The 10,670-nt window shown below is 70.0% G+C and carries 12 protein-coding genes; 6 read left to right on the top strand and 6 right to left on the bottom strand.

Going from position 1 to position 10,670, the window contains the following annotated elements; all coding sequences use genetic code 11:
* Positions 1–238: 238 nt before the first annotated feature.
* The 4 genes from ACIBD9_RS09860 to ACIBD9_RS09845 all read right to left on the bottom strand — a co-directional run bounded on the left by ACIBD9_RS09860 (position 239) and on the right by ACIBD9_RS09845 (position 3,513).
* On the bottom strand, positions 239–1,378 hold the full coding sequence (locus ACIBD9_RS09860; RefSeq protein WP_396716209.1) for a S8 family serine peptidase: 1,140 nt from the start codon (positions 1,376–1,378) through the stop codon (positions 239–241).
* Between the two features lie 29 nt (positions 1,379–1,407).
* Positions 1,408–2,775 carry a hypothetical protein gene (locus ACIBD9_RS09855; RefSeq protein WP_396716167.1) on the bottom strand — a complete coding sequence of 456 codons (1,368 nt, stop codon included), beginning with the start codon at positions 2,773–2,775 and terminating at the stop codon, positions 1,408–1,410.
* On the bottom strand, positions 2,772–3,230 hold the full coding sequence (locus ACIBD9_RS09850) for a hypothetical protein (protein WP_112581897.1): 459 nt from the start codon (positions 3,228–3,230) through the stop codon (positions 2,772–2,774). The genes ACIBD9_RS09855 and ACIBD9_RS09850 overlap by 4 nt, the downstream gene beginning before the upstream one ends.
* An 88-nt stretch (positions 3,231–3,318) precedes the next feature.
* Entirely contained in the window at positions 3,319–3,513 is a 195-nt protein-coding gene (locus ACIBD9_RS09845; RefSeq protein WP_396716164.1) for an acyl-CoA carboxylase epsilon subunit, read from the bottom strand.
* 90 nt (positions 3,514–3,603) lie between these two features.
* On the opposite strand from ACIBD9_RS09845, the gene ACIBD9_RS09840 reads away from it, so the two are divergent.
* Positions 3,604–5,634: a protein kinase gene (locus ACIBD9_RS09840; protein ID WP_396716162.1), complete on the top strand. Its 2,031-nt coding sequence runs from the start codon at positions 3,604–3,606 to the stop codon at positions 5,632–5,634.
* Between the two features lie 65 nt (positions 5,635–5,699).
* Entirely contained in the window at positions 5,700–5,927 is a 228-nt protein-coding gene (locus tag ACIBD9_RS09835; RefSeq protein WP_396716160.1) for a hypothetical protein, read from the top strand.
* An 83-nt stretch (positions 5,928–6,010) separates the two neighbouring features.
* Here ACIBD9_RS09835 and ACIBD9_RS09830 read toward each other — a convergent pair whose 3' ends face one another.
* Positions 6,011–6,763, bottom strand: coding sequence for a GH25 family lysozyme (locus tag ACIBD9_RS09830; RefSeq protein WP_396716158.1), 753 nt, complete (start codon positions 6,761–6,763; stop codon positions 6,011–6,013).
* 84 nt (positions 6,764–6,847) lie between these two features.
* A complete protein-coding gene (locus ACIBD9_RS09825) occupies positions 6,848–7,264 on the bottom strand; it encodes a Uma2 family endonuclease (protein ID WP_396716156.1) in 417 nt (138 codons plus the stop codon).
* Between the two features lie 102 nt (positions 7,265–7,366).
* On the opposite strand from ACIBD9_RS09825, the gene ACIBD9_RS09820 reads away from it, so the two are divergent.
* The 4 genes from ACIBD9_RS09820 (at position 7,367) to ACIBD9_RS09805 (ending at position 10,650) form a co-directional block, all read left to right on the top strand.
* Complete coding sequence (locus ACIBD9_RS09820) at positions 7,367–8,110, top strand: M50 family metallopeptidase (protein WP_396716154.1); 744 nt, start codon at positions 7,367–7,369, stop codon at positions 8,108–8,110.
* 152 nt (positions 8,111–8,262) lie between these two features.
* Positions 8,263–9,246 carry a ketopantoate reductase family protein gene (locus ACIBD9_RS09815; protein ID WP_396716152.1) on the top strand — a complete coding sequence of 328 codons (984 nt, stop codon included), beginning with the start codon at positions 8,263–8,265 and terminating at the stop codon, positions 9,244–9,246.
* A gap of 62 nt (positions 9,247–9,308) precedes the next feature.
* On the top strand, positions 9,309–9,809 hold the full coding sequence (locus tag ACIBD9_RS09810) for a SigE family RNA polymerase sigma factor (protein WP_396716150.1): 501 nt from the start codon (positions 9,309–9,311) through the stop codon (positions 9,807–9,809).
* The gene (locus ACIBD9_RS09805; RefSeq protein WP_396716148.1) at positions 9,802–10,650 is read left to right on the top strand and encodes a hypothetical protein; all 849 of its coding nucleotides are present in this window, start codon (positions 9,802–9,804) and stop codon (positions 10,648–10,650) included. The genes ACIBD9_RS09810 and ACIBD9_RS09805 overlap by 8 nt, the downstream gene beginning before the upstream one ends.
* Positions 10,651–10,670 lie beyond the last annotated feature (20 nt).

Genomic DNA, 10,670 nt, shown 5'->3' with positions numbered 1-10,670 from the left:
CCTACATCAGCCTCACCCGAGCAGCCTGATCAACAACTCATGACACATCTATCGGGACTTCCCCTTGACACATGTCTCGGGACAGCACAGTTCCGTGCTGACGGAAACTGTCCAAGATCTGTGACTATGGGCCAAGCGACCCCGCGCCAGGGCCTTGATGATCGGGCTACCGTCACCCACTCCCCGCCGGACAGCGCGACATCATGAAACCCGGGTGGATCACCGTGTCGTTGATCGATCAGCGACTGACTCTGGGCGGCGGGTCATCACCACGCCGGCGCCGCCGCGCCATCACGGCCCACCCGACGCCCGCAGCCACGATCACCCCAAGGGTGGCCAGGCCGCGCGCGGTCGCACCGTCGCTCTCATCACCCGGCTGGGCACCGGCCGCCGTGGTTGGGCCAGCACCGGCCGGAGCGCTCACCGATTCAAAACCCAGCGGCGGTACGTCTGCCGTCAGCGCCGCCACAAGATCGATCACGCCGTAGCCGTACTCGTCGTCACGCCCAGGAGGGCCCTTGTCGACGGCGGTAGCCGTGAGCCGGTGCGCCACCTCCCGGGCCGGCAGGTATGGGTACTTGGACCTGATCAACGCGGCCGCGCCCGCCACGATGGCCGTCGCGTCAGAGGTCCCAGTGCCTTTGCGGTACTTGCCGCCGATGCTTGTGCTGTAGATGTCGACTGCCGGCGCAACCACGTCAATCTCCGGCCCAGTGACGGAGACGGCGGCGTGAGTGCCGGATCTGTCAACTCCCCCCACGGCTAGGACGCCATCTTCGGATGCGGGGTAACCAACCTCGGTGTCGGCTGGTCGATTACCTGCAGCGGCGACGACGACGACATTCGCGAGAACAGCTCCCCTGATCGCGCGGCGTAGGGCAGGGCTGGAGCCTCCTGCACTGGAAATGCTGATGATGCCAGCGCCAGACGAAACCGCATATTCGATTGCCCTACCCAGATTGTCTGGGCTGCTCTGATTGCCGGCTGTCGACGAGATAATTGGCAAGATCTTAGCTTTCGGCGCTATACCTCGAGCTCCTCGGCTTCCGTCTTGGCCGTGAGCAGCGATAAGACCGGCCATCCCGGTGCCGTGGCTATTTCGATCGCCTTGGCCATCGTTGCTCCCTCCTGCGTTGGTAAGGTCGATGCCGCGGAGGAGATTTCCCCTTAGGTCTGGATGCGGGTAAACGCCTGTGTCCGGTACTGCCACAGTCACGCCCTCGCCCTGGCTGATCTTGTTGGCCTCTCCGGAGTTGAGGGTTGCTAAATGCCACTGGTCGGTGCGAATCCGGCTTGGGCCATCGTCAGGCGGCGGGCTGGGGGCCCTTGCGGCGATAGGGTTGGAGGATAGCGCAATAATCCCGACGAATATGAGGATCGCGAGGAAGGTCTGTATGGTTGACCTTTTCACCGGCCGATGCCGATTGCTGGTCCTGGGTCCGTTGGCCCTTCGTCATCGGGAGGGCGGACCACTGGGTTAACTCCCTTTTGCGTTTCCCAAGGGTTGTCCGGATCCCAGTGATTCGGCTCTGCCGTATTAACGTCGTTCCGCCTAGGGCGACCAGTTCCGCTCATCCCGGAACTCGAAAGCCCTGGGGCTCCGCCGATCGGAGGCATTCCGTGTGCGCCAGAGAGTCCTCTACCGGCGGAAGGGCGGGATCCGGCCGCGCCAGTAGGAGCAGTTCCGGCCCCACCGCCACCAATCACGCCTCCCACCGGATTCACTCGACGTGGGGGAACGCTGTTGCTGTCGGGCTGACGGGGCAGTGATCCGGGAACGCTGCCGATAAGGCCTCCTGGCGGCATCGTTCGTGACGGATCCAGTCCGGGTGCGCGCGACGGGCCGTTCGAGCCATTCGGGCCAGGTCTCCCGATCGGTTGCGCCGGCTGGTGGCTTACTGGCGCGGTGGTGGCGGCCGACGGAAGAACAGGTGGCACTCCCGGCAAGGTAGGAGGATGCGGCGCACTGGACGGGCCGGGGTGCGCGATGCTGGGTGGGATTAACGGAGCGGCCGCTCCAGCCCCATTAAGAATTGGACCATTTCCGCTCGCTATGGGCACTGGTGCGGCTGCGCTGTGCTTAGTGGCGGACGGGGTCGCGGTCGTCTTTGGTGGCATAGGTGCTGGCAGGATCGGCGGGATGATGGGCGCTGCAGCGTTGCCGTACACATCCGGGCTCGAAATATCCTTACCGGATTGTGGAGGCGCCGCGGGTGGTTTTTGGAGGGTTGCTTGGGCTTGTTGGAGTTCGCCGCTCAAGCTGAACATCATGGATCGGGCCTGCACGTTCAGCCGTTCGAGTTCCCCATCGGCAACCGGCGGCTCGGTGACCCGGTTGCCCATCACGGCTTTCGGGTCGGCGGCCATCGACTCGTACGCCTGCTTCTGTTGGAACTTGGTCGCGTACTCCTCGTAGATCTTGCGGAGTGCGGCGCGGGTGGTGCCGATGGCCTGGGTTGCGGCGGAGAGTGCGGTGTAGTTCGCGGCGGCGGCGTCGTGGGTGCGCTGCACCTTGTCGATGAGTTCGTCGAGTTCGGCGAGGTACGTGCGGGAGGCGGCGCTGGTTTCGGGGGGCCATGCCTCGGCGAGGCCGCGTCGGTACTGCTGGAGGCGGCCGAGGTGGGTTTGCGCCAGGTCGCAGACCTTGCGCCAGCCGGCGACCTGCTTCCAGTGGTTGGCGGTGTCGTGGTCCTGGAGGCAGGCCCACATGCTGTTGACGTCCATGAGGTGCCAGTCGGTGAGGCCGGAGGTGCGGCCGGTGCCCCGTTCGATCACGGCAGCACCACCGGCCCTTCGGCGTCGGGGCTGGTCGGGTCGGTCAGTGTCGGCGTGGGGCCGCCGGGGAGGACGCTGGCCGGGTTGGCGAGGGCTCGTTGTACGTCCACCACTCGGGCGGCGGTGAAGGCGTCGCTGTCGGCGTAGTGGGTGGCGACCTGGTCGGCGGCGGCGGCGAGGTGGCCGGTGGCGCCTCGGACGGCGTACACCATGTCGGCGGTGGCCTGCTGCGTCTCGTGGTGCGCGTGCAGGAAGGTGACCAGCTCGATGAAGGCGTCGCAAGGGTTGGGCAGCTTCGCGGACATGTCTTCGGCGATGTACGACAGGTGCGGTGCGTAGTTGCTTTCGACCTCGGCGGCGAGCCGGTCGGCGAACTCTCTGAGCTGGCTGATGTCGGCTTCGATGCCGCCGTAACCGCGTAGCCAGGGTGCTGGCCGGTCCTCTTCGGGGATCATGGATCCTCCCTACCCGTAACGGCACCGTTTCCCTGAGTGAGATTAACGGCTCAACGCCACCCTGACAGCCCCCGTACGGCGGGTCGGGTCAGCGGGGCAGGCCGGCGGCGCGCCACCCACGGGAGCCACCCGGTCGACCGCTGCGCGCCCAGGCGGACGCGGCTGCCGGCGCGGGGGCGGCGGTCGGACGGGTCCGGACGAGGATCGCCCCCACCAGAGCGGCCAACTCCTCGGCGGTGGGCACGCCGCGGACGACCCGGAACAGCGGCTCTTCGGCAGACATGCCGCCAGGGTACGCGGCGCGAAGTTACGCGAAGCGCACAGTGGCGTGCCGGCGGTGTGAGCGTCAGCGGGTCCGGGTACCGTCTCACCGATGTCGAACGCGCTTCCCCAACTCGTCGCTGACCGATACCGGCTTCTTTCGCCGCTCGGCCAGGGTGGCATGGGCCGGGTGTGGAAGGCGCGCGACGAGGTGCTGCACCGGGACGTCGCCATCAAGGAGTTGGTGCCGCCGCCCGGTCTCACCGACGAGGAGCGCCGCGAGATGCGCGAGCGCTCGTTGCGGGAGGCGCGGGCCATCGCCCGGCTCAACCACGCCAACGTCGTCCGCATCTTCGACGTGCTGCGCACCGACGGCGATCCGTGGATCGTCATGGAGTACGTGGCGTCAAAGTCGTTGCAGGACACTCTCGCCGAGGACGGCCCCGTGTCGGTGGCCCGCACGGTGGAGATCGGCCTGGGCGTGCTGGGTGCGCTCAGCGCCGCGCACAAGGCGGGCGTCATGCACCGCGACGTGAAGCCCGGCAACGTGTTGCTCGGCGACGACGGCCGGGTGGTGCTGACCGATTTCGGTCTCGCCACGATCCCGGGCGACCCCAACGTGACCCGCACCGGCATGGTGCTCGGCTCACCCGCGTACATCTCCCCGGAGCGGGCACGGGACGGCACGGCAGGGCCGGAGGCCGACCTGTGGTCGCTGGGCGCGACGCTCTACGCGGCGGTCGAGGGTAAGTCGCCGTACGCCCGGCCGTCGGCGATCGGCACCCTGGCGGCGTTGGCGACCGAGCCGATTCCGCCGCCGAAGAACGCCGGTCCGCTCAAGGCCGTGCTCAACGGGCTGCTGCGCAAGGACCCGAACGAGCGGATCACCGCCGAGGTGGCGGAGCGCTTGCTGCGCCGCGCCGCCGGCAAGCGGTCGCGCGGCATCTCACTGCTCGATGGCGTACGCCGGCCTGGGCCGAACGGTCCGCGCGAGCCGCGCCTGCCGGTGGTGCCGGCCCCGCGACCGGCCGAGACTGTCGACCGGCCGGTGTCGCCGCCGCCGGCCGCCGCCGCGACCACCTCCGCCGCGACCTCCGCTGCTGCCGCGACTCCCGCCGCCGATGCCACGCCCACGGCCGTCGTGTCCTCCGGTGCGGCCGCCGACCCGACCGCGGTGGTGCCAGCCGACCCGACCGCAGCGGCGCCGACCGAGCCGAGCACGGCGATCGACCGCCCGGCGCCGTCCGAGGCCGACCCGTCCGATGCCGAGCCGACCGCGAAGGTCACGGCCGCTCCCGACACGAGCGGCGACGGTACGACGAACGGCGACGACGAGCCGACGGTTGTCGACGGTCCGCCGGTGGCTCCGGAGCAGCGCAAGCCCACCACGCCGACGTCGCTCATGCCGCCGGTGAGTCCGGCCGGCCGCGCGGCGGTGCCGGTGTCGGACGGTACGAAGCCGAACAACACCCGGCGCAACCTGCTGATCGGGGCCGTGGTCGCCCTGTTGCTGATCGGCCTCGTGGTGGTCGTGCCGATGCTGACCAAGGACGACGACGACAGGAGCCCGCAGGCCGGCCCGATCAGTGCTGCGGCGACCTCGGGGGCCGCTCCGACCTCCGCTGCCGCGCCTCCGCCGCCCACCACCGGTGCACCCAGCCCGTCGGCCTCGGCCACCCCCTCGGTCGACCCGAACGCGCTGCCGGCGGGCTGGAAGCTGCACCGGGATCCGACCGGCTTCGCCCTGCCGATCCCCGACGGTTGGGTGCGGAGCCAGGTCGACGGCAACACGGTCGTCTTCAACCAGTCCAACGGGCCGGGGGAGCTGCTCGTGCAGTGGACCAACACGCCGGCGAAGGATGCGGTTGCCGACTGGCGGGAGCAGGAGCCGAATCGCGCTAGCCGCGTCAACAACTACCAGTACCTCAGCATCAAGGGCTGCGACTTCTGGAAGACCTGCGGGGACTGGGAGTGGCTGGAGACCCGTGACGGGCAGCGGATCCACGTCCGTAACCGGGGGTTCGTGACGGCCAAGAACCGCGGTTACGCCCTGCGGTGGGAGATCGCCCAGAAGGACTGGCAGGCCAAGCTGCCGGACTTCGACCGGATCGCCAAGGGTTTCGTGCCCGACCGTAAGGACTGAAACTCATTCGCATGACCTTCCGTAGTCGTGGGTAATTGACCTTCGACGACGGAAGGAGGCACGACATGGGTTACCGACGGAGGGACACTCGGCCCCGGCTGGCACTGTGGATGCTCGTGGCGCTCGGCGACGCGATCCTGCTGCTGGTCAGCGCGGGGGTTTCGGTGCTCGTCGCACTGCTCGGCGTCGTGATCGTTGCCGGCTTTGGCGTGGCTGCCTGGCGGTTGAGCCGCAGGGGCGCGCTGGCTCGTGAGGATGCTGTGGTGCCGGTCCTGAGCCGGCGGCGGGCCTGACCCCGTACCCGGTGGTGTGGCGGCAGCCGGACCGATTGTCGACCGTGTGGTGACCGTCGATCCCGCTGCCGCCAACGGCCCGGTCAGGTGTTGTTGGCCAACGCGATCAGGCGGCTCCGGTCGCCGTTCCAGTAGTTGCGGTCCACGTTGCCGCTGATCCCGGAGACCGCGCCGGTGCTGGTGTACTGCCAGAAGCTCCACACCGACGCGCCGGCCGGCAGGGCGCCGGGCGTGCTCGACCAGCGGGCCAGCCAGAGCGGGTGGTTCGCCCACGGGCCGGTCCAGCTGCCGGTGCACTGGTTCCACCAGCTCGTGGTGGTGTAGATGACGGCGTACCGGCCGGTGCGGGAGCGGTAGGTGTTCAGGAAGTCCTGCACCCAGTTGCGCATCCCGGTCGTGCTGAGCCCGTAGCAGTAGCCACCGGCGTACGGGTTGCCCTCGATGTCCAGCGCGGCCGGCAGGGTGCGGCTGTCCGCGGACCAGGCCCCACCGTTGGAGGCCAGGTAGTTGGCCTGGGTGGAGCCGGCGGAGATGTTCGGCCGGGCGAAGTGGTACGCCCCGCGGATCACCCCCGCGTTGTACGCGTTGACGTAGTTGGCGTTGAAGTTCGGGTCCTTGTAGCTGGTGCCCTCGGTCGCCTTGATGAAGGCGAACTCGATGCCCGCGTTGCGGACGCTGGTCCAGTTGATGGTGCCCTGGTAACGGGACACGTCGACACCGGCTGTGGTGGCGGCGGCCGCCGGTCCGGCGGTCGCGACCAGGGTCGCCGCCGCGGTGGCGAGGACGGTGAGGCCGGCCGCGAGCGCGCGGCGCAGCGATGATCGGGTACGGGCCATGAGTGCCTCCCAAGGACGTCGCTCTATCGACAACCATCTTTGGAGGTAAATGCCCTAGATCACAAGAGCGGCTGGAAAAAAGCTTCATCTACGGGTCATGAAGGCCTGGTACCAGGGGATCCCCGCAATGGCGTAGAGCTGCATCTTGAGCAGACGGTCGGCAGCTGCATTCCCCGGCGAGAGGACCTCACCGACGAGCACCACCTCGGCGGCCTCCACCGCAGTGCCCTCGTCGTCGGTGTCCGCGACGACCACATCGGGGATGACGATCCGATCCACCCCGAGCCGCACGTTGACCGCTCCGAAGACGGCGAGGCCGTCGGCCGCGCGCTCGACATGGTCGGCCAGCCGGCGCGACACCAACTGGTGGCGCTTACTCGGGACTGGGCTCAGAACCAGGCTCCCGTCGAGCAGCTCGATCCGGTCCGGGGTCTCACCCAGGGCGAAGTAGTCGGCCTCGGTCCAGAGCCCGACGTGGTGTTCCAACGGCAACAACCTCATCTGCAATCACCTCTGTCTTCGTTGGCCACCCGGACCCGTGTCGGGCGATACGAGCCGGTGCCTCGGGAGCGACACGGAACGCCGCCGGTAGGCTCGCGCCCCATGATGTCGATCGACGGGCTGGGCGACCTGTGGGACACGCTGTTCGGCGCGCAGCCGGACCCGCCCGCGCTGCTGGTGCTGATCACCGGGGCCGTCGCGCTGGTGGTGGTCTCCACCCGGCTGCCGTGGCGGATCGCCCGTAACGCCATCACCATCGCGCACGAGGGTGGGCACGCCCTTGTCGCCCTGCTCACCGGCCGCAAGCTGCGCGGCATCCGGCTGCACTCGGACACGTCCGGGCTGACGCTCTCCGCCGGCCGCCCCACCGGGCCGGGCATGATCCTCACCCTGCTCGCCGGATACGTCGCACCGCCGCTGGTCGGGCTGGCCGGCGCCTGGCTGCTCGGCGGTAACCGGATCACCCTGCTGCTCTGGGTGGCCGTGGCGCTGCTGCTGGCCATGCTCGTCATGATCCGCAACGCCTTCGGCGTGGTGTCGTTGCTGGTCACCGGCGCGCTGGTGTTCGCCGTCTCGTGGTACGCGACGCCGCAGGTCCAGGCCGCGTTCGCATACACCGGGGTGTGGTTTCTGCTGCTCGGTGGGGTGCGGCCGGTGGTCGAGCTGCAACGGCTGCGTTCGCGGGGCCGGATGCCCGCCTCCGACGCCGACCAACTCGCCGGGCTCACCCCGTTCCCGCCGCTCTTCTGGGTGGGCGTCTTCGCCCTCGTCAACCTGGCGGCGCTGATCGCCGGCGCGCTCCTGCTCGCCGGCCCGATCCTCACCGACGCCGGCCTGACGCTCTAACCCCGCCTCCATCCGGGTCGATCAAGGAGTTGTGGTGGGCCGCAAAAGTCGCAATACCCCCGCAGTCAGGCACCACAACTCCATGATCGACCCGGACGGAGGGGTGGCGGCTCGGACCACGACGGCACGGTCGGGGCGGGCAGAATGAGGCCATGCGATACGTGATCATCGGGGCGGGTGCGGTCGGCGGGACCATCGGCGTACGGCTGGCCCAGGCCGACCGGGACGTGACAGTGGTGGCCCGCGGTGCCCACCTGGACGCGATCCGCGCGCGGGGTCTGACCCTGCGGCAGCCCGACGGTGCGGTCACCGCCCGGCTCGCGGCGGTGGACCGGCCCGGTGACGAGCCGCTGCCAGCGGACACCGTGCTGGTCCTCACCGTGAAGTCGCAGGACACCGCCGGCGCGTTGGCCGCCTGGGTGGACGCGCCGGTGGTCGGCGGCGGCACGGCGGGCGAACGCCTGCCGCTGGTGACCGCGCAGAACGGGGTGGCCAACGAGCGGGCCGCGCTGCGGCTCTTCGCCGACGTACACCCGGTCTGCGTCTGGCTGCCGGCCACGCACCTGGACCCGGGCGTGGTGGTCGCCAACGGGTACCCGCATCCCGGGATGCTCCACATCGGGCGGTACCCCGGGGGTGCCGACGACACCGACCGGGCGATCGCCGCCGACCTGACCGCCGCCGGCTTCGTCGCCCCGGTCCGCGCCGACGTGCTGCGCTGGAAGTACGGCAAGCTGCTCAGCAACCTCGGTAACGGCCTCCAGGCGCTACTCGGCCAGGACATCCCGGACGCGCTGGTCGAGCGGGTACGCGCCGAGGGCGTCGCCGCGCTCGCCGCCGCCGGCATCGCGCACACCTCGCCGGAGGAGGAGAAGGCCGAACGCGGCGACCTGGTCGGGCAGCGCGCGGTCGACGGCGAGGCCCGCTCCGGCGGCTCCACCTGGCAGAGCCTGGCCCGGGGCACCGGCTCCACCGAGGTGGACCACCTCAACGGCGAGATCGCGCTGCTCGGCCGGCTGCACGGCGTACCGACGCCGGTGAACGTCGCCGTGCAGCGGGCCGTACGCCGGGCGGTTCGGGAGCGGATCGCGGCCGGCGCGTTCCCGCTCACCGAGTTGGAGAAGATGATCGCCTGACCGGGGCAACCGACGACCCCGCCCGGTGCGTGTTCCCAGCGACCGACACGGGGAGGTAGCGGGTGCCGGACGTCGACGGGTTCGACGAGTTCTACCGGGGGAGTCGGCAACGGCTCCTCGGGTTCGTCTACGCCCTCACCGGCGATCGGGGCGAGGCGCAGGACGCCGTGCAGGAGGCGTACATCCGGGCGTGGCAGCGCTGGTCGACGGTCAGCGGGTACGACGACCCGGAGGCGTGGCTGCGGGTGGTGGCCAGCCGGATCGCGGTCAGCCGGTGGCGCAGCCTACGCAGCCGTGCCCGCGCCTACCTGCGACACGGGGCCATCGAGACCGTTCCCGGGCCGGGCACCGACACCGTCGCGGTGGTCGCCGCCCTGCGCCGACTGCCCGAGGAGCAACGCGTCGCCATCGCCCTCTACTACCTGATGGGCATGCCGGTCGCCGACGTGGCGCGGGAGACCGCAGCCCCGGTGGGCACGGTCAAGGCTCGACTCTCCCGGGGGCGTGCCGCGCTCGCCGGTCTGCTCGCCGTCTCTGACCTGGAGGAGGCAACCGATGCGTGACGACCCGACGTTCGTCGAACAGATCCAGCGGGACCTGCGGGACGTGCGCTGGCTCGCCCCGGAGGAGATCCGCTCCCGGGGCCGTCGCCGCAGCCAGCGCAAGATCGTGGTGGCCACGGTCGTGCTGGCCCTCGCCGGGGTTTCCGCCGCAGCGGTGGCCGCTCCGGGGAAGTCCCCGTCGACGGGCTCGCCGGCCGCTTCGCCGACCCGGCACGAGATCAGCCTCGACGCCCTGTTGCAGCCGGCCGACCTGCCACAGCGGGTCGATGTGCAGCTCAGCCAGATGGGGCTGGGGGAGCCGGTCCGGCTGGAGGACATGCTCGGCTACTGCCGGAGGAGCCAGGGGCGGTCGGAGGGCTGGCAGATGTCGATCCTGTCCCGCTCGCAGACCCTGGTGCGAAAGCACTCCCAGAGCTCTCCGACGGACACCGACAGCGCGATCATGCAGGACGTCTTCCGGCTGACGCCCGAGGCGGCCACACAGATCTTCGCCAGCCTGGACGACCTGATCGCTCCGTGTGCTGAGTGGCTGAACGTGGGGCCGATCATGACGGCAGGAAGCAGCCGCACGGCAGAGGTGCTGCACCGGTGGTCGGTGGTGCAGCGGGGCTTCGCGGGGGACGACGCCGCCATTCTGCGAGACTCGCTCACCGCCCCCCGGGACCTGGAGACCGGGCAGCGGCTCGGCGACGATCCGTCGCCGATCCTGCTTGCGGTCGTCCGGGTCGGCGACACCGTCTCGGTGCTCCGCCTCGGCTACGACGGCACCGAGGCGGAGCTCATGCAGCTCGCCGTGGCGGCGGCGGCCCGGATGTGCGCCGCCGCCAACCCGCCCTGCTGACCCCGAGCCGGGGTCGACAG

Source organism: Micromonospora sp. NPDC050784 (assembly GCF_044456765.1).
Classification (GTDB): domain Bacteria; phylum Actinomycetota; class Actinomycetes; order Mycobacteriales; family Micromonosporaceae; genus Micromonospora; species Micromonospora foliorum.
Note: the sequence above shows the minus strand (reverse complement) of the source record. Positions and strands in the feature narration are given on the sequence as shown.

Bases quoted from the DNA above. Each gene is read 5' to 3' on its own strand.
- ACIBD9_RS09845 (WP_396716164.1), bottom strand. From the start codon at position 3,513: ATGTCTGCCGAAGAGCCGCTGTTCCGGGTCGTCCGCGGCGTGCCCACC.
- ACIBD9_RS09830 (WP_396716158.1), bottom strand. From the start codon at position 6,763: ATGGCCCGTACCCGATCATCGCTGCGCCGCGCGCTCGCGGCCGGCCTC.
- ACIBD9_RS09840 (WP_396716162.1), top strand. From the start codon at position 3,604: ATGTCGAACGCGCTTCCCCAACTCGTCGCTGACCGATACCGGCTTCTT.
- ACIBD9_RS09820 (WP_396716154.1), top strand. From the start codon at position 7,367: ATGATGTCGATCGACGGGCTGGGCGACCTGTGGGACACGCTGTTCGGC.
- ACIBD9_RS09815 (WP_396716152.1), top strand. From the start codon at position 8,263: ATGCGATACGTGATCATCGGGGCGGGTGCGGTCGGCGGGACCATCGGC.
- ACIBD9_RS09805 (WP_396716148.1), top strand. From the start codon at position 9,802: ATGCGTGACGACCCGACGTTCGTCGAACAGATCCAGCGGGACCTGCGG.
- ACIBD9_RS09825 (WP_396716156.1), bottom strand. From the start codon at position 7,264: ATGAGGTTGTTGCCGTTGGAACACCACGTCGGGCTCTGGACCGAGGCC.
- ACIBD9_RS09850 (WP_112581897.1), bottom strand. From the start codon at position 3,230: ATGATCCCCGAAGAGGACCGGCCAGCACCCTGGCTACGCGGTTACGGC.
- ACIBD9_RS09835 (WP_396716160.1), top strand. From the start codon at position 5,700: ATGGGTTACCGACGGAGGGACACTCGGCCCCGGCTGGCACTGTGGATG.